26 protein-coding genes are annotated in these 21,365 nt (G+C 58.3%); 6 read left to right on the forward strand and 20 right to left on the reverse strand.

The genetic code is table 11. The features are described from left to right. Positions 1–16: 16 nt before the first annotated feature. The 3 genes from FHT71_RS01175 to FHT71_RS01185 form a co-directional block, all read right to left on the reverse strand. Positions 17–859: a carbohydrate ABC transporter permease gene (locus FHT71_RS01175; RefSeq protein WP_183718712.1), complete on the reverse strand. Its 843-nt coding sequence runs from the start codon at positions 857–859 to the stop codon at positions 17–19. After that, a complete protein-coding gene (locus FHT71_RS01180; RefSeq protein WP_183718781.1) occupies positions 856–1,785 on the reverse strand; it encodes a sugar ABC transporter permease in 930 nt (309 codons plus the stop codon). The genes FHT71_RS01175 and FHT71_RS01180 overlap by 4 nt, the downstream gene beginning before the upstream one ends. Before the next feature lie 91 nt (positions 1,786–1,876). After that, positions 1,877–3,178 carry an extracellular solute-binding protein gene (locus tag FHT71_RS01185; protein ID WP_348649283.1) on the reverse strand — a complete coding sequence of 434 codons (1,302 nt, stop codon included), beginning with the start codon at positions 3,176–3,178 and terminating at the stop codon, positions 1,877–1,879. 336 nt (positions 3,179–3,514) lie between these two features. On the opposite strand from FHT71_RS01185, the gene FHT71_RS01190 reads away from it, so the two are divergent. Further along, positions 3,515–3,961, forward strand: a complete 447-nt coding sequence (locus tag FHT71_RS01190; RefSeq protein ID WP_183718714.1) for a GNAT family N-acetyltransferase — start codon at positions 3,515–3,517, stop codon at positions 3,959–3,961. Between the two features lie 44 nt (positions 3,962–4,005). On the opposite strand, the gene FHT71_RS01195 is transcribed toward FHT71_RS01190, so the two are convergent. The 6 genes from FHT71_RS01195 to FHT71_RS01220 form a co-directional block, all read right to left on the reverse strand. Beyond that, positions 4,006–4,257, reverse strand: a complete 252-nt coding sequence (locus tag FHT71_RS01195) for a hypothetical protein (protein WP_007801476.1) — start codon at positions 4,255–4,257, stop codon at positions 4,006–4,008. 107 nt (positions 4,258–4,364) lie between these two features. Continuing rightward, on the reverse strand, positions 4,365–5,066 hold the full coding sequence (locus tag FHT71_RS01200; RefSeq protein ID WP_132588087.1) for a TfuA-like protein: 702 nt from the start codon (positions 5,064–5,066) through the stop codon (positions 4,365–4,367). Continuing rightward, entirely contained in the window at positions 5,063–6,214 is a 1,152-nt protein-coding gene (locus tag FHT71_RS01205) for a YcaO-like family protein (protein ID WP_183718785.1), read from the reverse strand. Before FHT71_RS01205 ends, FHT71_RS01200 begins: the two co-directional genes overlap by 4 nt. Before the next feature lie 35 nt (positions 6,215–6,249). Beyond that, positions 6,250–6,468: a hypothetical protein gene (locus FHT71_RS01210; RefSeq protein ID WP_132588085.1), complete on the reverse strand. Its 219-nt coding sequence runs from the start codon at positions 6,466–6,468 to the stop codon at positions 6,250–6,252. 20 nt (positions 6,469–6,488) lie between these two features. Beyond that, a complete protein-coding gene (locus FHT71_RS01215; protein ID WP_183718716.1) occupies positions 6,489–8,324 on the reverse strand; it encodes a peptide antibiotic resistance protein in 1,836 nt (611 codons plus the stop codon). A 3-nt stretch (positions 8,325–8,327) separates the two neighbouring features. After that, entirely contained in the window at positions 8,328–8,768 is a 441-nt protein-coding gene (locus tag FHT71_RS01220; protein WP_183718718.1) for a helix-turn-helix transcriptional regulator, read from the reverse strand. 485 nt (positions 8,769–9,253) lie between these two features. Here FHT71_RS01220 and FHT71_RS01225 point away from each other — a divergent pair, with 485 nt between their 5' ends. Next, positions 9,254–9,451: a hypothetical protein gene (locus FHT71_RS01225; RefSeq protein ID WP_132588082.1), complete on the forward strand. Its 198-nt coding sequence runs from the start codon at positions 9,254–9,256 to the stop codon at positions 9,449–9,451. Positions 9,452–9,493: 42 nt separating this feature from the next. Here the strand turns inward: FHT71_RS01225 and FHT71_RS01230 are convergent, their stop codons facing one another. Continuing rightward, complete coding sequence (locus FHT71_RS01230; RefSeq protein ID WP_183718720.1) at positions 9,494–10,255, reverse strand: DUF4239 domain-containing protein; 762 nt, start codon at positions 10,253–10,255, stop codon at positions 9,494–9,496. Between FHT71_RS01230 and FHT71_RS32105 the strand changes: the two genes are divergently transcribed. Further along, positions 10,254–10,379 (forward strand): hypothetical protein, encoded by a 126-nt coding sequence (locus FHT71_RS32105; protein WP_281412112.1) that lies wholly within the window; start codon positions 10,254–10,256, stop codon positions 10,377–10,379. The two genes, FHT71_RS01230 and FHT71_RS32105, sit on opposite strands and share 2 nt — an antisense overlap. 124 nt (positions 10,380–10,503) lie before the next feature. On the opposite strand, the gene FHT71_RS01235 is transcribed toward FHT71_RS32105, so the two are convergent. Beyond that, positions 10,504–10,803: a hypothetical protein gene (locus tag FHT71_RS01235; protein WP_132588080.1), complete on the reverse strand. Its 300-nt coding sequence runs from the start codon at positions 10,801–10,803 to the stop codon at positions 10,504–10,506. 544 nt (positions 10,804–11,347) lie between these two features. On the opposite strand from FHT71_RS01235, the gene gltS reads away from it, so the two are divergent. Beyond that, positions 11,348–12,553 (forward strand): sodium/glutamate symporter, encoded by a 1,206-nt coding sequence (gene gltS, locus FHT71_RS01240; RefSeq protein WP_183718722.1) that lies wholly within the window; start codon positions 11,348–11,350, stop codon positions 12,551–12,553. Between the two features lie 57 nt (positions 12,554–12,610). Here the strand turns inward: gltS and FHT71_RS01245 are convergent, their stop codons facing one another. The 4 genes from FHT71_RS01245 to FHT71_RS01260 all read right to left on the reverse strand — a co-directional run bounded on the left by FHT71_RS01245 (position 12,611) and on the right by FHT71_RS01260 (position 16,017). Then, positions 12,611–13,627 (reverse strand): helix-turn-helix domain-containing protein, encoded by a 1,017-nt coding sequence (locus FHT71_RS01245; protein ID WP_246717933.1) that lies wholly within the window; start codon positions 13,625–13,627, stop codon positions 12,611–12,613. 122 nt (positions 13,628–13,749) lie between these two features. Beyond that, positions 13,750–14,013 carry a hypothetical protein gene (locus FHT71_RS01250; RefSeq protein ID WP_183718726.1) on the reverse strand — a complete coding sequence of 88 codons (264 nt, stop codon included), beginning with the start codon at positions 14,011–14,013 and terminating at the stop codon, positions 13,750–13,752. 297 nt (positions 14,014–14,310) lie between these two features. Continuing rightward, the gene (locus FHT71_RS01255; protein WP_245505395.1) at positions 14,311–15,330 is read right to left on the reverse strand and encodes an AI-2E family transporter; all 1,020 of its coding nucleotides are present in this window, start codon (positions 15,328–15,330) and stop codon (positions 14,311–14,313) included. Positions 15,331–15,519: 189 nt separating this feature from the next. After that, positions 15,520–16,017 (reverse strand): DUF1269 domain-containing protein, encoded by a 498-nt coding sequence (locus FHT71_RS01260; RefSeq protein ID WP_007801503.1) that lies wholly within the window; start codon positions 16,015–16,017, stop codon positions 15,520–15,522. A 424-nt stretch (positions 16,018–16,441) separates the two neighbouring features. Between FHT71_RS01260 and FHT71_RS01265 the strand changes: the two genes are divergently transcribed. Further along, a complete protein-coding gene (locus FHT71_RS01265) occupies positions 16,442–17,191 on the forward strand; it encodes an alpha/beta hydrolase (RefSeq protein WP_348649284.1) in 750 nt (249 codons plus the stop codon). 184 nt (positions 17,192–17,375) lie between these two features. Here the strand turns inward: FHT71_RS01265 and FHT71_RS01270 are convergent, their stop codons facing one another. From FHT71_RS01270 to FHT71_RS01290, 5 genes are all read right to left on the reverse strand, one after another. After that, a complete protein-coding gene (locus FHT71_RS01270) occupies positions 17,376–17,633 on the reverse strand; it encodes a glycine zipper domain-containing protein (RefSeq protein ID WP_007801507.1) in 258 nt (85 codons plus the stop codon). Positions 17,634–17,761: 128 nt separating this feature from the next. Next, positions 17,762–17,935: a hypothetical protein gene (locus FHT71_RS01275; RefSeq protein WP_183718728.1), complete on the reverse strand. Its 174-nt coding sequence runs from the start codon at positions 17,933–17,935 to the stop codon at positions 17,762–17,764. Between the two features lie 9 nt (positions 17,936–17,944). Further along, complete coding sequence (speB, locus tag FHT71_RS01280) at positions 17,945–18,994, reverse strand: agmatinase (protein WP_132588077.1); 1,050 nt, start codon at positions 18,992–18,994, stop codon at positions 17,945–17,947. An 87-nt stretch (positions 18,995–19,081) separates the two neighbouring features. Continuing rightward, the gene (locus FHT71_RS01285; protein ID WP_132588076.1) at positions 19,082–19,474 is read right to left on the reverse strand and encodes a nuclear transport factor 2 family protein; all 393 of its coding nucleotides are present in this window, start codon (positions 19,472–19,474) and stop codon (positions 19,082–19,084) included. A gap of 15 nt (positions 19,475–19,489) precedes the next feature. Next, positions 19,490–20,116 (reverse strand): TetR/AcrR family transcriptional regulator, encoded by a 627-nt coding sequence (locus FHT71_RS01290; RefSeq protein ID WP_007801513.1) that lies wholly within the window; start codon positions 20,114–20,116, stop codon positions 19,490–19,492. Between the two features lie 117 nt (positions 20,117–20,233). On the opposite strand from FHT71_RS01290, the gene FHT71_RS01295 reads away from it, so the two are divergent. Beyond that, positions 20,234–21,328: a spermidine/putrescine ABC transporter substrate-binding protein gene (locus FHT71_RS01295; RefSeq protein ID WP_183718730.1), complete on the forward strand. Its 1,095-nt coding sequence runs from the start codon at positions 20,234–20,236 to the stop codon at positions 21,326–21,328. Positions 21,329–21,365 lie beyond the last annotated feature (37 nt).

Genomic DNA, 21,365 nt, shown 5'->3' on the forward strand with positions numbered 1-21,365 from the left:
CGATTTGAAACAAAGATCAGCCCTTGACGGCACCTGCCGTCATCGCACCGAGGATGAGCCGTTGAAGGGAAAGGAAGGCGACGATCGCCGGTACGACCGATACCAGGCAGGCCGCGGCCAGGAGTTGAATGGAAGAATCATTCTGCGTTCCGGCATATTGGAAAATCCCAACACCGATCGGCATCAGAGATTCCTTGCTGATAAGCAGAAAGGGTACGAGGAACTGCGACCAGCCGGCAATCACGGTAATGATGAAGGCAGATGCAATGCCGGGACTCGATAGCGGCAATATGATCCGCCAGAAAACCGCGAAATGGCTGCACCCATCGATGAACGCGGCCTCGTCGAGGCTGCGAGGAATGCCGTCGACGAAGCCCTTCAGGATCCAGGTTACCATCGGCACCGCAAGCGCGATATAGACCATTGCCGCGCCGAAATGGCTGTCTGTCAGACCGATGGCTGCCATGTAGCGATAAAGCGGCACCATGATGACGAGCGGCGAGATCATCTGGAAGGCGAGCAGGACCATCATCCATGGGCCCTTCCCGCGGAACGGAAAGCGCGAGAAGGCGTAAGCGGCCGGCAGTGCCACCACCAGGCAGCCGATGGCGCTTGATGTCGACAGGATCAAGGCATTCCAGAGGTATCCGGCAAACTTGTCGGAGGACAGAATGGTCGCGAAGTTATCGAGGGTAGGGGCTTTCGGAATGAACCGACTGACGCCGAGAAACACTTCCTTGCGCGTCCTGAGCGCCAATGAAAGAAGCCACAGCAATGGCCAGGCAAAGAACAGGAACGTAGCAGCCAGAAAAATGTAGCTGAATAGATCGCCGAGCCTATCTTCTCTCGAAGTTTTCATACCGGCTCTCCTCGTGGAAGGAAGCGCGCGTAAACAAGCGCCAGGCTGAGACTGATGACGAGCATCAGGATCGATAACACAGCGCCGGCCGCAAGGTCGTAGTTTCGAAACACGACATTGAACGTGTAGAGCGAAAGCACTTCGGTTGCTCGTCCCGGCCCGCCGCCCGTCAGCGAGATGATGGCGTCGAAGGTGTTCAGCGTCTGGATCGTGATGAGGATCATGTTGACCAGGATCGCGGTGCGCAGTTGCGGCAGGGTGATGTAGAACATGCGTTGCCGTGCATTGGCACCGTCCATCTCGGCAGCCTCGTAGAGCTCGGGATCGATCGCTTTGATGGCCGCATACATGACGACCATCGAGAAGGCCGTCCCGCGCCAGACATTGGAGATCACGACGGACCACATGACCATGGCGGGATCGGAGAGCCACTGTACCGGCGCAGCCCCCACCATCCGTAGCAGGCTGTTCAGGCCGCCGAAGGGCGCCTCGTTGAACAGCATCTTCCAGATAATGCCACCGGCAATGCCGGGCACGACCCATGCGACGAGCGCCGTGGTTCGCACGATGGTCGATCCAAACAGGCCCCGCTTCTCGCTGCGCACGACGACCTGAGCGATGAAGAACCCGAGCACCTGTTGCGCAACGACACTGGACGCCGTGAACACGAAGGTGACCCACAGTATCTGGACAAGTTCGGGTTTCGATAGGGTATGGATGATCGTCTGCAGCGTATATTGCTCATCGGTACCGACGAGCGAAATGTTCGTGAACGCAAAGCGGAACACGTCGAGCAGCGGATAGAGGTAGAAGACGCCCAGCACGAAAATGAGCGGAACAAGCCAGGGCAGGGGCGAAGGATTGCGCCGGCGCAAGGTACCTGCGCCAAGCCTTTGGGGGCGTTCGGCCGCAATGCTAGCATTCATCATCGATCAATCCGGTCCATTGTCCTTAAAGGATGCCGTCCAGTTGGAGCCGGCGGCGCAAAGGAGGGACTCTGCGCCGCCGATCGATCCCTCAGCTCCGCTTGAAGGCGCTGAGAGAAGCACTGAAGGCCTCGTCAACGGCAGCCTCGGTCGCCTGGGTACCAGTCAGGACTTTGCCCATCATGATCTGGATCTGGTTCGAGATCTCCGGATAGACAGGCGCTCCAGGCCTTGCTTGGCCGACCTTCAAGGCTGCAGCGAATGTCTTGTTCGCCTCGCTCGAAAACACCTCGTACTTGTCGTAGAGGTCAGCACGTGTGGGAAGCTGCTCCTGCAGTGCGTTGGCCGGCCCCATGTAGACCTCGCGCACGAGATCGGCGCAGACCTTGACCTTGGCGGGATCCTTGCTGAACGCGGCGACGGTCCAGCCACCAGTACCGGTCGAGCGCTGATCTGCCGTTGGTCCTGGAAGCGGCGAGAAGCTCCACTTCGCAAATTCGTCCGGATCAAGCGCCGTCTTCAATTGGGCATACTGCCAGTTGCCGCCGACGAAAAGCGCGGTCGTGCCGGCTGCCGCGGCCGCATTGAAGTCGTCGTAATTGCCGATTGTTGCTACGCGCTTCGGCGCTGCCCCGGACTCGACGAGGTCGCGGTAATAATTGACGGCCTTGATGAATTTCTCGCGATTTTCGCCCTCACCGAATATCGGCTTGCCTTCGTCGTCAACCAGTTTGCCGCCCTGCGCCCAAAAATTCGCAAGCCAGTCGAAGGTCGTTCCTTCATAGCGGCTGCCATTGAACAGAACACCTTCCATGCCTTGTTCGACAGACGACAATGCTGCCTTCTTCAGGTCATCCCAAGTCTGGGGAGCATCCGGAACGATTTCCTTGTTGCGATAAAGGACGCGCAGATCCGTCGACCACCACCATGCATAGATGTTGCCATCGGTGCCGGTTATGCCATCGCGGATAAATGGAAAGAGTTGCGCAATCTCATCCTTGCTGAAGTAGGGCGAGAAGGACTGCAGTACACCGGCCTTCTTGAAGAGTGGCAACACGAAGGAATCGACCGCGGCGCAATCGGGAGCCGAACCGGACTTCGCCTGCTCGAGCATGCGCGCCTGCTCCTGCCCGATGTCACCCGACATCATCTGCAGTTCGATTTGCCAATCGGGGCGCTTGGCAATGAAGTCGTTGAACAGTTTGCTATAGCCTTGAGCATAAGCCGGCTCGTTGTTGCGCGGGCCGTCCGTTGTCATGCGGAAAACCATCTTGTTTGGCGCATCGGGCTTGCCGACGATATCACCGGTGATGGTGTCTTGAGCGATGCTGAGCTGCGGCAGTGTGAAAATCGTGCTGGCAGCAAGCGCAAGCGTAATTGCCTTCTTCCTCACCCTATTTCCTCCCTGAACAGGATCCAGGCCGAGCTCGTTGCCTCCACACATCGAGCATCTCGGATCCGAAGATTAGATTAAGTCACTTTCTTTTGGTGTCAAGGTCGTGGGCGTCGTCCAGCGCGCTATAGCGCAAGGGTTTAAACGCTGGCGTGCATATGTCACTATACCAATCGAAAAGTGCTCGTAATTTCAATCTTTGCCTGCCCGCAATGCGCGTGTCACGATGAAGTCACAACACGGCCCGCCGCGCCTGTGCTTTAACGTCACGGGGTGGAATGAACAGGAAGGCACCATGACGCGTGTTCACGCGCAGTTATGGTGACAGTGATGTGAATGCCGATCATTTATAGACGCATGACCCGGGATGAGGCGCTGCAAAGCGCTGACATCATCGTTCAAGCCTACGCCAAGCCGCCTTGGCACGAAGAATGGTCCATTCAGAACGCCATTTCCCGCATCGACGAACTGACAACGACGCCCATGTGCCTAGCCGTGGCAGCGTTTGACGCACAAAGGCCCGTCGGCTTTGCCTTTGGCTTGCCGCACACGTCTGTGATGGGTCGCGGGATTCACGTCGCGGAAATCGCAATACGGCCACAGCACCAGCGCTCAGGAATCGGTTCGTGCCTATTGAAACGATTGGAGGAGGAGGCGCGCATCATGGGCTACGTGCACGTGTGGCTTGTCTCTCGCTGTACCGGCGGCGTTGCGGACTACTATAAGAGCAATGATTATCAGCAGTCTGAAAAGCTCTGTGTCTACTCCAAGAAACTGACATAGGCCGGCGCATGGCGCCGGCCTATCCCGCAGTCCCCTCAATAATGTCAGTTCAGGCAGATCGCCCCTTTAGACGCCAGCACGTCCGCCAAACCCTCATGCGGACCGTCGCCAATTTCACGCAGAACTTCATTCAGCGCCATCCCAAGACAGTGCATCGCCCCCACCAGGTCGACGTCTTCGGCCGCGTATTTTGCGTAAGCGATCATGCGCGCCAGTGCGACGAGTTCTTCCAAATCGTCGGAAGATCGCTCACTGCTACCCAGGTCGATCGGTCTGTTCGCCGATGCTGCACTCATTTTTGTTCTCCCTCGAACGGGGGAGAGAATATTCAGGATACGCGCAAAAGGCCCGTGAAAAACACGTGACACACTTTATTGTTGCATTTCATGTGCTGGCCGACAAATTACAGCTTTTCCGACAAAATAAAGGTCTCGTTGAACTGCCATGTAACTTCAGCAGGCACAGGGTGATCATCCGCAGCCCGAACGGCCTCGATCAGGGCGAGAGCGTCTGCTCGCTTCTGATCGACCTCGCTCGATCGAAGCAGCGACAGCAATTGCTGCCTGTCTGCCGCGGGAACATCGACATTTGCCACGATTGCTCGCCATGTCCGAATCTTGAAGAACAGATTGGCCGCAGCGGCCTCAAGCGCCATGCGAAGCCCTCGCGTCAAGACCTGATGACGCTCAAGCTCATCGAGAGTCGCCCTGACGTTGACCAGCGGTACTGTCAGCGCCTTGTATCCAAGTTCTTCCGGTCCATGCAGCAACGCAACATCCGAGTCGTCTACTGTCGCAGCTGTCGCATACTCGCTGTAGATGCGACCAATGCCGACCATACCGAAAACCCCGCATTCAACCGCCCGCAATGCGCCCATGCTTGCGGCGCCGAACACTCGAACCTGCCGCGAAAGCGCATAAAGGATTTCCTTGTGCCATACCGGCGCGATGTATTCGAAACCGCCATCGACGAGGCCAATTACGCGGGCGCCCCTGCCTACAGCGGCCAAGACGTCGCCTTGAACGGCAGGCGGGCATATGGTGACCTCGTTCCCGACAAAGAGGGCGGCATCCGGCAGGCTTGGCCCGACAAAGACGACCTTCATGAGAACACCGCCTTGGCAACCGCGCGAGTGCCAAAACGACGCGCCCGCGCGCCCTCGGGATTTTCAAGATTCGGAGCAAATATTTTGACAACGTGAAAGGGAAGGCGCGGATCGCTGAGTGGCAGCGCGATGACGGATGTGATCTGTCGGTCACGTAACGCATCGAGGACCTCCGCGAGGTGCGATCTGACGCCATGCTGCTGCGAGGGTACGTTCCTGGTACGAGCGACCGGCATGGCATCGAGGGCGCGCAAGGTCTCTGCAGGCACAGGCCACTCAAACGCCTTTGGCGATAAGTCGTCGCGTGCGCCGCTGATATAGGTGACCCTGGATTGAACGGCCTCGGTCATTGCCCGTATGGCCGCCCGCAAAGGTGAAAGATGCGCGCCGCTGCCACCAGTCACTTCGACAAAGCGGATGTTTTCCTTGCCTCGCTTTGCAGGCCCGAGGATGGCGGTAAAGCAGGCAACAGCGATATCACTTGTCATGTCGAACAGGCGCACAGCGAGCCCTGCCGCCTCGATCTTTCGAACAAGTTCGTCCACCACCGGATCGCTGAAGCCCAGCGGATCGATACAGCGCTCAAGCCGATCCTCTTCGCTGCCGATCTGCCAAAGACAATAGGCATCGCGTTCAATACGCTCAAGCACCCCATGCAGGATTGCCTCCTCTTGCGTGTTGCCGGAGGCAAGACCATCAGAAGACATCCAGAAGCGGTTGCGTCGCGTCCTGTCCAAAAGCGCCGCCTCGAATGGGACATAAATCTCCCGATCCGTCAGCAGCTCCCTGCCGCGCGCCCAGTCGATCTGCTCGTCCGGCCGGATGTCCTCCTCCTGGTGGCCGATCAGGCAGGAGAGCGTATCGAAAGACAAGCCCGCCGCGTGAAGATCCTGAGCCGACGTACGCAACGTTGGAACGGCCGGCCTGTTGGCAACGACGCGCTCCAACGCTTCCATGACGGCCGAAGCCTTGGCATCGTCATCGGTCAAACCCTTGCCCTGAGCGATCGCGATCGACCGCCCATTTGGCACGTAAGCACACCACACCGGTATGCCGATGTTGTCCAGGCCCGTATGCCGGGCCACCCGCGTTATACCGAAATCCGCCAGCAAGGGCCCGGTGCGGGCAAGGGTTTCAGAGGGTGGGATCGTTCGATCGCAATAGGCAGCCAGCTCAATGACGGTCAGGGTGCGGGCTCGAAGTGACCGGAGAACGCCGCCTTCGCTGTAGAGACCGCAACCGCGAAGTCCACCTTTTTGACGACGGCGGCACCCGCCTTGCGCAGGTCCACGATCTTCGCCAGTTCACCGGTTGGCGCGAGTTCCTTGACGGTCCCCGCATCGAGGTCGGCAATCCAAAGTTTCGCATCCCCTGCAATGCCAAATACAACTGCCCTTGACATGATGCTTCCTTTCGTTGGTGTCAAAATCCAGCTTTCAAAAGCCCCTCTCTGTAGAGATCCTTCTGCCACTGCTCCTTCATGGGAACGAGGGAGAGCCATTTTTCCACATCGAAGACCGGGTTCAGCGTTTCCGCACGCTGCCGATAGAACTGTGCCCGCCTGCGGTCGCCGATCATTGCACAACTCGCAGCCGCAATGCGGTAAGCCGGCGCCTTGTCCTTCATGGCTTCAACATAGGCAATGGCGTCGTTGTACTGCTCGAGGAAGTAGCTTGCGCCTGCGGCACACCAAAGATAGCTGTCCGGCGAGATAGGATTGAGTGACATCGCCTTCTGGATCTTTGCCAGCGCGTCCCTGGGACGTGAGGCATGCACCAGTGTGTCGGCGTGGCTGTAGATCACGTCGGCGAAATGCGGGCTCAATTCCTCCGCGTGACTGAGCGCCGCCACGCTCTGATCGACGTCGCCGAGATAGAGTTTTGTCACGCCGAGTTCGCGGTGGCCGCCGGCGAAAACCTCGTCCCGCTCTATTGCCTTCAATGCGTTCTGCTCAGCAAGACCCAACAATTCCGCATTGCCTTGAGCGGTCACCAGCCATTCGCTGGTATAGGTCCGTGCCAGGCCGGTAAACGCGGGCGAAAAATCGTGATTGTATTTCAACGCCTCCTTGAAGGCCGCTCTCGCCCTGCGAATGTGCGGCAGGGTCAGCTTGCCCATCAGGCTCGCACCCACAAGATAGGAATGATAAGCTTGCGGGTTGGCCTCCAGGCTGAGCCGGGCTTTCTCCCTCCTGGCAAGCTCATCCACGACAGAGGATGAGAGGTTTAGAGCAATGAGCCGCCGCTGGGTCGGCAGTGTTGCCGCGGTCATGGGAAAGCGCGTCGCCCAGATGATTTCGTCGGTCGGGAAGTAGACGAGCTGTGCGTATAGGCCTTCGCCTGAAAGTCTCGTGTCGAGAAGATAGGAGATCGAGTGGCGGGCAATAGCGGCCGCTTTGTCAGAGTCCCGCCGGATTTGCTCTGCGGTGTGCGGCGCAACGATGGAAACGTTCCTAAGAGCACATAGCTCGATCGTGACATCCTCTATCAGCGCGGCGGCAAGCGACAGCCCCACAACACCGCTCTGTGAGGTTGGAGGAAGCAAGACCAGTCGCGGCAGGGTCGAAGCAGGCCGCTCTTCCGGCTCGCGGCGGTTTGCGCTCCGTGCCCGCGCCGGGACCACATGGTTGGCTGTCTCGCCTTCGCTGACAAGCAGTACGCCCGGGCCGGCAACGCCCGGCAGCCCGCGGAGCATCGCCCGAACCGGCTCATCAGTCGGATCCTGCTCGAGAAGCAGCAGGGCTGCGCCGGACACGGTTCGGTAGTCATCTGCACACAGTGCAGATTTCGCAGCCTCGATGAGTATCTGGCGCAACTTGACCCTATGGCTTCGCTGCTCCCGTGCGATCCAGTTGTCGATCGCCTTGCTTGCTGATCGGACATTGCCTGCGAAATCGCGCTGAAGCAGATCGCTGCACGCTTTCAGCCCCTTCATCGCCGGCCCCGGCTTATCCAGTATCTGCATATCGACGGTGAGGCGGTGCGCGCGCAGCGCCACCGACGTCGCGGTGATTTGCAGCGGCGCGGTGTCGCTGTCATCGATCTGGCGAATGCGGGAAATCAGCTTTCGCAGATTGAGGCCGGCCTGATCAGGCTCGGCATCCGACCAGAGAAACGCCGCTACCTCCTGGCGAGTGAGCGCGCGGCCCTTGCATGTGAAGAGATACGCCATCGTCAACAGCGCTTTGGCGGGATATCCCACGGCATTGCCGGCCTCGTCCGTCAGACGCAGTTCGCCAAATGTTTGGAGATGCAGCACCCGTTATCCTCGTGTTTCGTCCGCATGCTCCCAGCCATACTCATCCGCGACCGACTGCGTGGAGCCGAGGCTCCGTGCAAGTGCAAGCAGCTTTCGACGAATATTCGGATCTTCGATCGCAACGAAGGCCCGTGTCAGCGCCAGTCCCTCTTTTGAAGCGATGAAATGCGCGACTTCATCGGTATCCGCGCTCAAACGCAGGCCGGCGGCCTGCGACTTCTCCTCGTCGAAAAAGAACCCAACGGGCACGCCAAGGACCTCCGCAAGCCGCTGCAGGCGGCTGGCTCCTATGCGGTTGACACCTTTTTCGTACTTTTGGAGTTGTTGGAACGTAATGCCCAGCGATTCCGACAGGCTAACCTGGCTCATGCCAAGTAGCTTTCGCCTTAACCTGACACGCTCACCCACATAGGCATCAATAGCGTTTGGAGTCTTGGCCTTCATGGCACCCCCCGTTTCCTCGTGTCAGACTGGCATTATGATGATGTTTGGACAAAATACAACCAAGAGTAAATTTTTTCAAGAAACTAATCGCAGGTCCACAACATTTTTGCTGCCGCATGGCGAATTTGCCTCTGCGCGAAAATGTAAGCCAAGACTGAGAGGTTGAAGCTGCAAATATCGCCTTTATCATATTACCGACTTTGGGAGGTATATATTTTATCTGTTCTATTAATGGTAGTGTCACGTCAATTTCACAAGCCATTCCCAATTTCTGTGACTATCTTCGAGGCACGGTTAAGTTGAAGCGTTAGACCTTAGCTCCCGCGCAGGAGACTATGGGCCGCAATGCCTTTTCGCTGAACTGATCGATGGTTGGGGTGTCATTCGACAGCATCTCGGTTGTCACGAATAGGTGCGCTGCTTAACCAACATCAGCATTCAACGCACATCAAGAGCGTGTGCCGCATCGACCGGAGACAAGGGCCATGGAATTACGTCCCATCATCATCAATCACGCCGACAGTCTTTCTGCCTGCCGGGAAAAGATTGAAGAAGCCGTATACCTGATCATCCAGGGGGAAAAACTCGTCGGCTTTTCGTCGACCGAAATCGCCATGGCGATCGCGGATATTGCGGACGACTATATTCTTGCTGCCTCGAGGAAGCGCACGGCGACGCACTGATCGATGCGTACGCCGCGGCCAGCTCCTCAAGGGCTGCTGCGATTAACCGCGCCCCATACGGGACAGAGCGATACGCAGAGGCTCATCTGACACGTAGATCAGACCGCCGTAAGGGTGAGCCATGTCGATGACGATGAAGATCGCACCTCCGACGGATATCGCACAGACGAGAACGATCGTTATGACCGTGCCATTGTAAGGCGACAGAAGGCCGAACGTGAGAAAAATCACGATCAGCCAGAATGTCAGCACGACCAGGAAGGCTGCCGGCAGCCCTTCGCTCCCCGTTTCCAGAACGAGCCAATGCGCCTCGGCAATGGCGCCGCTGACGTCGAGCGCGCGTGTCTTGAGCAGGCGGTGTATGTCGTCTTCGGGTGTCAACGCCCTCAATATCGTCTGGATAGGTTCGACGCCGAGATCATCCGGTGTTCCCACCGAAATGGGCACGCCAGCAATACCTCCCCAGCTCTGCTCAATGCGAGCCCCGACGAGATTGGCAAGCCTCCCGCGCGCCTCTGCCGTTTCAGCGCCATACTGCGCCAATACGCGGTCAAGGAGAACGAGGCGAGCGGCCGATGTCTTCAATTCTGTTTCCGCATCGTCGAAGGCGGTCTTGGCGGATGCAACCAGAAAGCCGAGCGCAAGTGCTGAAAGGGTGCCGACAACGGCGGTAGCGAGCTTGATCGCTTCCTTGGAGTCTGTGGACAGGTGATGGCCAGGCAGACGACGGCTAACACGCGTGCCAACTAAGGCCGCGCATGCCAACAGCAGTGCGATAATGCATCCGGTTTCAAGGGCTGTCATGATCGAGGTCGCCTGTTTCGGCGCCATCGAACTGAAAGGATCGGATTTCGTCAAGCGCGCTCTTCGCTATTTGCCTCACCCGGCGGCGATTGCTGCACAAACTCGCTTTGTCTACGCGTCCTGACACTGCTGCTGGCAGCGGTGCATCCTTCATAAATCGTGCGGGCCGAGGGCTTTGAGGGGGCAAGCCAGCGTTCGACAAAATGCGGGAGCCTCTCCAGAGAGGAGGCTCCCGCTCTACAATATGCTTATTGCTGCGTGGTGCCGCCCGTTGAAGGATTGGCCGGGGCTGGCGTTGCCGGCTCGCTGGACGGTGCAGCCGGCGCCACCGGCGGCTTCATCGGCTGAGATTCAGTCGTCGAAGCGGTCGGATTCGGGTCTGTGTCAGACCGGCCGAACCATTCCGTGATCGCAAACGCCGCAACGAGTATCACTGCGATCGCAGCAACCCATCCGATCCAGGTGCTCGAGCGGCCGCGTGGGGGCGCTGTGCGCAGGTCGGGATCGGTACTGGGGTTGCGGACGGGATCATTGGGGTCGTACGTCATGTCGTTCTCCTCTCTGTGCAGCAAGCAAAATGAATTGCGTCCAAATTTGTTCCCGACGTGCGGGCAGGTGCCCCTGAGAGGTCGACCGCTCAGCACCGCCCACCACGCAAAATCACTGCGGCTCTTGACCGGGGTAGTTTCTGTGCTCATGCGACTTTCTTTCAGACATTCTTCAGGATCTGCGGGCAGAGTGCACCAGCGCGTTGAGCTGTGCGTTCGCGCTACCTCATCCGACTGGAGCGATCGAAAGCCCGCAAGCAACCCGTCATCCGCGGAAAACCCCCTTCTGGACCAGGGCCGACGTTGGCTGCGTCATCGACACCTGCCAATTGCATACTCCCTGTGATCGATGCGTCAAAAGACTGGCCGGGCCCGCCGGTCAAAATCCGCCTGGGGGTTTAAACCGCAGCCGCATGACGGGCTGGTGGAAGGTCACATGTGACAAGCGCAAGCCGTTTGCACTGGCTCAACCGCATGTCGTGTGTCAAAGTGACGACTACAACCGCAAACGTGGCAAGGGTCGCGGCGTCAGTAGGGGTGACATATGTCGGTGATACAGGTCCCGGGACTACTATCCTTTACCATCGCAATTCTCGTATTCTTCGCTGGCGCCAACCTCAACCGATTAATCCCAATCCTTATCCACTGGAGCATTCCGGAAGCGGTCACTGGGGGCCTTCTGGCGGCACTTTCGACGCTCATCGCCTATGAGTTCTTTGGCGTCGAGATCAGTTTCACCCTGGCCGCGCGGGACATGCTGCTTCTCTACTTCTTCACGGGTGTCGGGCTGAATGCCAGACTGTCCGATCTGGCGGCAGGCGGAAAGCCCTTCCTCATCCTTCTCGGCATAACGCTGGTCTTCCTCGTCATCCAGAATCTTGTGGCCATTGGCACCAGCAACATCCTTGGTCTTGCGCCAGGCACTGCAATATTGCTCGGATCGACGTCGCTGATCGGCGGACATGGTACGACCATTGCCTGGGCTCCGATCATAACCAACCGTTTCGGTCTTACGAACGCGCTCGAGGTTGGCATTGCAAGCGCAACACTTGGCCTCGTCATCGCCAGCCTGATCGGGGGGCCGATCGCACAGTTTCTGATTAAACGCCATCGCTTGAGCGCTCGCGCAAACGAGGAGCTGACGATAGGTGTGTCACGCGCAGCAACAAGCAGCCATCACGATGACGTCAGTTACGTCAGTCTGTTGCGAACCCTGCTTGTAACCAATCTTGCTATCCTCATCGGCTATGCCTTGCATGAGATCATCGTAGACGCCGGCATCAATCTTCCGCTGTTCGTCGTCTGCCTGCTGGTCGCAATCGTGATGACGAATACGGTCCCGTTCGTGGCGGCGAACCTGCCTTGGCCGACGCGCACGCGCGCGCTCTCGCTCATATCCGATCTCTCGTTGAACGTGTTTCTAGCCATGTCGTTGATGAGCATGCAGTTGTGGGGCCTGAGTGGGCTTGGTCTCGCGCTCGTCATAGTGCTCGCGATCCAGACGATCGTCGCCGTAGCCTACATCCTGTTCGTCGTGTTCCCGGCAATGGGGCGCAGCTATGAAGCCGCCGTGATTTCTGCCGGTTTTTGCGGCGTCTCGCTCGGCGCTACGCCCACAGCGATCGCCAATATGACCGCCGTAACCAAAATCCATGGTGCGGCAACGATCGCATTCATCATCCTGCCGCTCGTTTCGGCGTTCTTTATCGATCTGGCGAACGCAGCGGTTCTTGGCTTTCTTGTTCGGTGAGATTGCGCTCTTGTTGGTCGCAAATTGGCCTGATGGATCGCTTCCTGGGCCTTTAGCTTACCCTTGCAGTCTTCTGAGAAGCACGCCAAGTCGCTCTTCCGATGGGCAATCCTCAAGGTCCGAGCGAGCTGGGATGCCACCGCCTCCTCGGTTCCTCACCTCGCTCGGGCTGTAGCCGAATGCTCGCTTGAACGCACGGCCAAATTCTGCGCCGTCGCTGAACCCCCGCTCTTCGGCGATCTGGAATATGAGGCGCCGATCATTGGGGTCTGTCAACGCGGCGTAGGCACTGAGCAGTCGACGGTGCTGAATGTAGTGCATTACCCCACCGAAGGGCTCGAACAGGTTGTAGAGCCGCGTGCGCGAGATGCCGAGCTCCCGCCGCACCAACTCACTCCCGAGTTTGGGGTCGAGCAACCGGCTGTGCACCAGTTGGCGTGCCCTTTCGAGGAGCACGTTGGCAATCGGTCCTTCGGCCGCCTCGATATGGTCCGCAGATGGCTGCACGCAGGCAAGGATCATAGCGCGTGTGGCTGCCGCTAGCCCGGGCAGATCGGCTTGAACGAGCATCGGCAGGCGATTGGCGACGTCAACCAGATAATCCGAAAACAGCCGCCCCATGCCTGTCCCGAGCGTCGAAAACTCCGCCGAGCCGAGTGTGGCCGATGTCTCGAGGGAAAGATCACGCGGCACGAACAGCATGAGCATCTCGCTCCTATCTACGACGCCGTCGAAGGAGCGGCCGAGTGAGTGGATCTGAACCTCACCCGGGCCCGCGGTAAACGCGGTTTTTACGGCATCCGTGCGGGTCCGTCCGGACAACAGGATCGTCATCGTCCAGTGATCGACCGGATCGCGCCGAACATGTCCCGGCAGGCTCGAAAATGCGAGGCGGTCCGTACTGATTTCGGCAAGGACAAGACTGCCAAGATCCCAAAGCTTTTGCCGACCGCTGAAATTTGCGGTCATGGGGTCGATATCAGAAAGTTCGAGCATGGGCGCGAAACTGTTGTGCCATGTCGCAAACTGATCCGCTCGCGGCAGGCCCGCGGTCGAAAATTCAAAGGAAGGCAAGGACGATGCCCTCCCGTCTACTGAGATTGCCTCAACGGCCCCGCAATCCAGGCCCGCGAAGCCCTCGCGGTCCGGCACGCGCTCGGGTAACCTGGCATGGTTCGTGACGCCTTCGATCATCTTCACATCATCTGTTTTTTGGCCGCAGGCAAGGCGGTGCAGTAATGTGTGGCTCGCCCAGCAGACATCGTGCGGCCGTGATTGCCGCCGATCATGCCCAACATAGTGCGAAAGCGTTCCCGGCAGGCAGTGCCGTCGGATGTCGCGGAACTGTGGGCAATGCCACCGCTCGAAATGGAAAGGATCCTTTGGAGCGTGATGCCGTGCGCCGGGTATGCCGCGATGGAAAGGCTGCTTGAGTCGACAGAAAAAAATGTGCAGTTCATTCGTACTTTCCTCTTGGGCCCAGGAGCGAGGCAGCGTGACGTCTGAATGATGCAAGCGAACTGATTTCTGCGGTTCAGGGGGACAACCGTTCGCACGGCCGATGCGGAATCTCCAGCGCTTGTTCCGGTATATTTCGGCAAGCTGCCTGGGGCACTCGTTGTTCCTCCCCGTCGCAATTTAGCCCTTTCGACCTCTTTCCTCAACCGTCAGATGCACGATCCGTGAACGAGGTCGCTATACGGTGGTCTTATGTGGTCGTTCTGTACCCTACATCGTCCTTGGCTGCTGAGCCTGCTTCACGACCCGCGATCGGCGTCAGCCTTGGAACTGCCCGAGAGCAGCGTTGCAATCCACATTCCAGACGGCGTACCGGCGCAATACACAATGAACGCGATAAGGATGGGCACACCGATGAAGGCACCCGAAATGCCCCACATGAAGCTCCAGAAAAACACCGAAAAAATTACGGAAAATGGGGATATTGCCAGCGACGCCCCGGTCAATCGTGGCTCCAGATAGCTGCCGATGATGAACTGGATAAAGTTGAGGCTGGCGAAAATGACGACCGCCGTCTGCCATGCTTCGAATTGGGCGATGGCAAACAGCGTCGGAAGCGCGGTCGCGACAAAGGGCCCGAGAAAAGGGATGTAGTTGAGCGCGAATGCGATCGCTCCCCAGGCTGGCGCAAGTTCTAGCCCCGCACCCAGCGCAAACAGCCAGACCACCAACCCAGTGAGGATACTCGCGAAGGTGCGAACGATCATGAAGCGGCGCAATTTTGCGCCAAGCACTCGATTGGCCGCCAAGATGCGCATTCCGTAAGGTTGTGCTGCGGGGGCGACGAGACGCGCATTGAAGTCTTCCACTTCGAGCAGGCCCAGCATGATGAAGATGAAGACCAGAGCCGCGAAACCGGCAAAGCTGTTTAACCGCCCAGCCATCCCCTGGACAAAACCGACCAGCCAGGCAACATCGAAGCGGTCGGCCAAGGGACCCGCGACAGCCAGGCCGTGCTCTTCCAGCCAGTTTGTCCAGTCAAGATAGACAGCCTGGAAACGGTCGGCATTGACGAAGAGCCATTGCGCGAGCTTACCAAACCCCCAGGCAACCGATGATCCGATGACGACAATGGCGACCATGGTGACGCTCAGCGTGATCAGGAGCGCAAGAAGCTTTGGAAGAAAGCGCTGCAACGCGGCCTGACACGGCCAGACGAGCGCGATGACAAACAAGGAAAAGATGAGCGGTGCGAAGATCGATTGCGCGACATAAAGCAAAGCAAGCACAAGGATACCGGTTGCAACTGAACCGATCATGCGATTGCCGCCCGCTTCCTGCATACTTGCCCCTGGAATGTTGTCCTATCTTCCAGCCTCCGTCAGAACTGACGGGGAGTGGCATCGCGTGAGAATTCCCCAGGCCGGGGCCCATCGTTTTGGCGCGCACCAGCCTGCCTTCTGGCCAAATGCGCGCACTGCCCGACATGCTTGATCATTGTAAACAAACTAGCTGGCAGCGGCCGCCTTTTGCAATGCGTCGCGCAAGACCTGCTCTTTTGTTTCATCGAGGGAGGTCTTGAGCACGACGCCGCCAAAGGCTGATATCTCCTTCAAGACCTTGTCCGCTGTCATCTCCTGGATCAGCACGAACAAGGCGGCCTTGCCTGGATCAAGATTGGCGGCGAGCTCCTTCATGAAAGCATCGTTGATACCAACGTCGGTCAGAGCGCCGCCGATGGCGCCGGATGCCGTGCCCACCGCCACACCCAGAAGCGGATTGAGAAATAGAACACCGATCAGCAAACCCCAAAAGCTGCCCGATGCTGCGCCGGCAACCGTGGTGTTGACCAGCTGATTGAGTTTGATCTTGCCGCTGTCGTTCTTCGTCGCGATGACGGCATCTCCGACTTTGATCAGGTATTCCTTCTGCATCTCGAACAAGCGCTGACGCACTTCCTCGGCTTTGGCTTCACTCGGATAAACAATTGCAATCAAAGTAGACATGATCAATTCTCCTTTACTGGATGTGCTTGCACCAAATCGGAAACGCCGGTCATTCCCCCAATGCTTCACCGACACGACCACTTCCCGCCATGCGCGGGAAGTTGAAAAACGTGACATGGAGTCAATGGGATAAACGCATCTTTACGATCGCACGCGGCACTTCGCGTGCTTGATGCAGCCAAGCTTATCGATGACAAAAAATGCAACCCGGCTGAAACGGTATCGCCAAGATGTCGTGGCCGCGAAAAAATGCCCCTTTCATTCGTCGATCCATTTGTCTCGGTGGTCAACGCGAAAGGTAGAAGTCCTGAGTAAGAACTCAAGTGATGATGCTCCCCTAAATGCCCTGCTCAGCTTGCGCAGTCCTCCAGAACCCGAGGACGCGGTACTCCGCTGCGAACTATAGAGCGGTTCAAGAAGCGAAGTGATCAGCATAAAATCCCGCAACCATGCCCGCAGTCCAGATTTGGCAGTCTCTCGTGGAAGGGAACCCGATTTGTGCGCGATTGAAACGCCGTCGGTTTGTCACCTGAACGACACGCAACTCTGTTTTGAGCAAGGACACCCGGAATTCAACTACCGCGCCCGGGCGCAGACCAACGCAAAGAGAATAATCGTGGTCGGCCATTCGATGGGCGCCTTCGTCGTCACCGAAGCCTTACGCGATCTGGCCCTGAGGGGACACACCAGCAGTCTGAAGCGTTTGGGTGGCGTCGTTCTTGCCGCACCTGATATCGACGTCGACGTCTTCCTGAGCCAGCTTGACGACATTGGCGATATCCCGCGACCGTTCACAATCATTGTTTCGCAGCGCGACCGCGCGCTTAGGTTTTCCGGCGACTGGCGGGCGGCCACCCACGTGTCGGCAACGGCTCCGAGGTCGCTATCCTTCAGAAGAGAGATCGCGGTCATCGATGTCTCCAATATCGATGGCGGTCGCCACAACGTCTTTGCGAGCTCACCGACACTGATGGAGATCGTCAACAACGATGCCCTGATGCGCAGCGTTGTTAGAGAGGACCAGGGGCCGGTCGGCCAGACAATGCTCGCTAACAGCGCATCGGTGGTAGAGGGTGCCACATCCCTGGGGATCTTTCTCCCAAGCCGTGTACTGAGTGGGCTCGCGCAGGCCTCCGCAGAACAATCGCGGAGATACGGGAGGGCCAGCGACTAAGACTGGATTTCGCCTTATCGACGGCGCGCATTTGCTGGCGATCAGGCTGACAGAAGCCGTATCGGGGCTAGAGCGCAAGAAGTTTGCCCGTTGCTGCTTTAGAAACAACACACCAAGCCCGCCTGGCAATGTGGTAGCCCGCTGGCGCGAATTGGCCCGACGGCGGTTGCATGTTCGTCACCCGTCAGCGCGGGCAGGCGGCGATGTAGCGCCGACCGTTGCGATCCTGGAACTCGCATTGTCCCGGACGACCGGCCACGTTACCGATCACAGCACCGGAGGCTCCCCCGATCGCAGCGCCAACGGCGGCGCCACGCACGTTATTCGTCACGGCGCCACCAACCACCGCACCTGTTGCGGCACCTATACCGGCACCCTGCTGTGTCGGCGTGCAACTTGCAAGCGCCAGACCCGCCAGCGAACACATCAGCAATCTCTTCATCACTCGCCCCTTTGTGAGGTTCATCTAGCACCGAAGATCGCGGCATCAGCCTAAATGCGTCATTCGGACTATAGTGTCGCGCAAGAGCGTCTGTGATCGGCACAGAATCCCAAAACCAAGCTTTGGGTTCAAATCTCTTGGACAATCACAGCGCTAAACCAGTCTGCCGCCAGCATGAACCTGCTTTTACGAGCGAAGCTCAGGCTTTCCCGGATCAGCGTCACCGCAAGAAGCGGCGTGATGCGCGCCGGCTCAGAGGCGTGAAAATAGTCAACGCTCGGACAAAGCTGCCAATGGCTCAACGATAGCGCCTACTTATGGCCCGTCACTGCCGGGCTGTAGACCAGAAGGCTCAGGATCTCGAACAGCACCTGAGCGCCCGCCTGCGCGGTGTTGGTGGTGCTGTCATACTGCGGGGCGACCTCGACGACATCGCCGCCGACGAAGTTGAGACCCTTCAGACCGCGCAAGAGTTCCAGCGCCTCACGGGTGGTCAGGCCACCGATCTCGGGCGTACCGGTGCCGGGCGCAAAGGCCGGATCGAGACTGTCAATATCGAAGGACAGGTAGGTGGGGCCATCGCCGACGATCTGCCGCGCTTTCTCGATGATCGCGGGGATGCCCATCCCGTTGATTTCCTCGGCATGGATGACCGTCATCCCGGATTCGTAGGAGAACTCCCAGAGATATTCGGAAGGACCTCTAATTCCGATCTGGATCGTACGGGTCGGATCGAGAACGCCGTCGAGCACAGCGTTGCGCATCGGACCGCCGTGATGGAATTTGGTCTGGTCGAAGGGACCACCGGTATCACAATGGGCGTCGATATGGATCAGACCGACGGGTTCCTTGGCGCCGACCGACTTGAGGATTGGATGGGTTATAGAGTGGTCGCCGCCGACGGAGAGCGGAATGACACCGGCCTCTGCGATCTTTCGGATCGCCGCCTCGATATTGTCATGGCATTGCTCCAGCCGGTAGCGACTGCCAAACGGAATATCACCGATATCGGCTGCCCTGAGATCGTAAGCAGGAGCACAGTCAAGGGCGTGATTGTAGGGGCCGATCCGCTCGATGCTGCGCACGGCCCTCGGTCCAAATCGCGAGCCCGGCCGATTGCTGACGCCGAGATCCATCGGGATGCCGACTGCCGCAACTTGCAGGTCGCCGAAATCGGGAGTGGCGAAATTGACCTCCTTGTAGGGCAAGCCTGCGAAGGTCGAAATGCCGGAATAGGGCGCGGCACGGGTGCCGCCCTTGAAGATCTTTTCGGCCACGCGCCGGAAGCGCGGGTCGAAGAACTCCGCGCCGTCTCCAAACTTCTTCCGCAGATCCTCTAGATGCTTCTTCAACTCGGCCATCGTCCTGTCCTTCATCCCAAATTGCTCGACAATATCACTGACAGGTGCAGCCCCTCTCGTGAAGGGGCGGCACCCGATCGGCTGCTCTCAAGACCGTGGCGAGAGGTGCTCGTGAATGGCCAGCCACTCACCGGTTGGCTGCTTCTCGAAAACGATGGTCTCGCGCTCGATGCTCGTCGAGGGTTCGCCGTTGAAGCTTAGGTCGGTCTCGACGGAGTGGGTGAATATGGCGATGGGGCCGGCGATCTGAATATCTCTGTCGCTCGAACGGCAAGCGCTGACGCGAAAGCCGTCGCGCGTCTCCCAGAGGGCCCATTCGGCCTCGTACTCGGCGCGCGTGGCGAGCCGGCGGTCAAGATTGTGAAATATGAAGGTGGCATTGGGCGCGAATGCCGAGAAATAGCTGTCGCGATCGTGCCTGCCAAAGGCCTCGACGAGGCGGTCTGCCGCCGCAAGCACGGCATATTGCTGATGGTCCATCCCTTATGTTTCCTGCTATTGAATTTTTGGGCTGCTGATCAAAACGGCAAGCGGCCTGTTCTGCCGCGCCACACGCTCCTTGAGTGTCTCAAGTGTCATCGCTTCATCTTTGACGAACTCAAGGAACATCATGTTGAGATTGTTAAAGACCATCTGGCCCACTGCCACCGCGTCGATCCCCGGCATGACGGCACCGCGAAGCTGCAGTTTCTGGACCAGCATCGAAACCTGATCGCAGAGACGCCCGTCGAGTTCGGTGTATCGGCGACTGAACGGGCTTTCTGGCTGTTGGATGGACGTCGCCATGGCGGTGCGCCACATCTCCTTGCTCAGATAGACCAGCGAGTGATCGAAATATTGATCGATAAGCACCTGTAGTGCTTCCAATGTCGTTGGCGGTGGATTTTCGACGATTGCCTTGCCCGATTCCAGGACCTCTTCAACTTCCATGGACACCGTGGCGACGAGAATGTCTCCCTTGTTTTCATAGTAGTTGTAGAACGTGCCGACCGATACCTCCGCGCGCTCCGCTATGTCCTCGATCCGAGCACTGTCATAGCCAACCTCGCGAAACAGGCTCGCCGCCGCCTCCAATATGCGACGATTGCGATCGGCTTTCTGCTTGGCGCGCAGTCCCGTCATGTCCACTCTCTCAAATAATGAATGCCCTCAAAAATCATATTGACTTAAAAAATGAACTCATTCAATCTTTTTTCATGAAGACGCCGGAACGAGCGTCACCGACCAGAGGGCAACATCATGACTGACTTTATTGAAGGCATATCTGCGCGCAGATTTTGGACCTCCGCCGCGACATTGGCGCTTGCCGCCGCGACTGCTGCACTTACCTCTGCGCCAGTCCTGGCGCAGGAAGAGTTGAACGCGCTTGTCTGGTGCGACCACACCGATCCGGCATTGATTGAACCTTTCGAGAAGGCGAACAACGTCAAGGTCAACTTGAAGGAATACGAGGGCACCGGTGCCGGGCTTTCCATCATCGATCAGTCGCGTCCGGGAGATTGGGACGTGCTCGTTATCGATGGCGTCGACGTGCAGCGCGCTGTCGACAAGGACATCCTTGCGGAGATGCCGGCCGATGCGCTCCCGAACGCGGATATCTTCCCGGAAGTGCGCATGGAGCCCAACAATACACGCGACGGCAAGACCTACGCCGTCACCGAGAAGTTCGGGTACAATACCGTTTCCTACGACAAGACGAAGGTCGATCCGGCCGACATGAAGGACATGTCGAAGCTCTGGTCGGAGAAATACAAGGGCCGGATCGCCGTTTATGACTACTATCTGCCGATGATCGGTTTGACCGGGATTGATCTCGGCAAAGCGACGGCAAGCCTGACGGATGCCGATCTGCCGGCGATCAAGGACAAACTGTTCGCTCTCAAGGCCAACGCGAAGCAGGTCAGCGACGTTGTCTCGTCGCAGACGGCGCTTGCGACAGGTGAGGTCGATATTGTCTTCGGCGGCGGGGAATGGCTGACGGCTGGACTGGTGAAGGACAAGCCGAACCTCGACTGGACCATTCCGGAACAGGGCGCGCTGCGCTGGGCGCAATCGATCGGCGTCATGAAGGATTCCACGAAAAAGGATCTTGCTTTGAAGTTCGTGCAATACATCGTCAGCCCCGAAGGGCAGGCGCGGCTTGCGACGTCTTCGTGCTACTGGGCGATGCCGGCGAACGCCAAGGCCGGCGAGCATCTGACCGGCGAACAGAAGACCGCTTTGCGCTGGAACGAGCAGGCTGACTATCTCAAGCGCACGCAACTTTATCCGATCCCAAGCGCGGAACTGGATGCGAAGATGCAGGACGCCTGGACCGAGATGCTGCAGAACTGACGGCTTCGTGTCATCCGTCATGCCATCATCACATCCC

It is taken from the genome of Rhizobium sp. BK060 (genome assembly GCF_014193145.1).
Classification (GTDB): domain Bacteria; phylum Pseudomonadota; class Alphaproteobacteria; order Rhizobiales; family Rhizobiaceae; genus Rhizobium.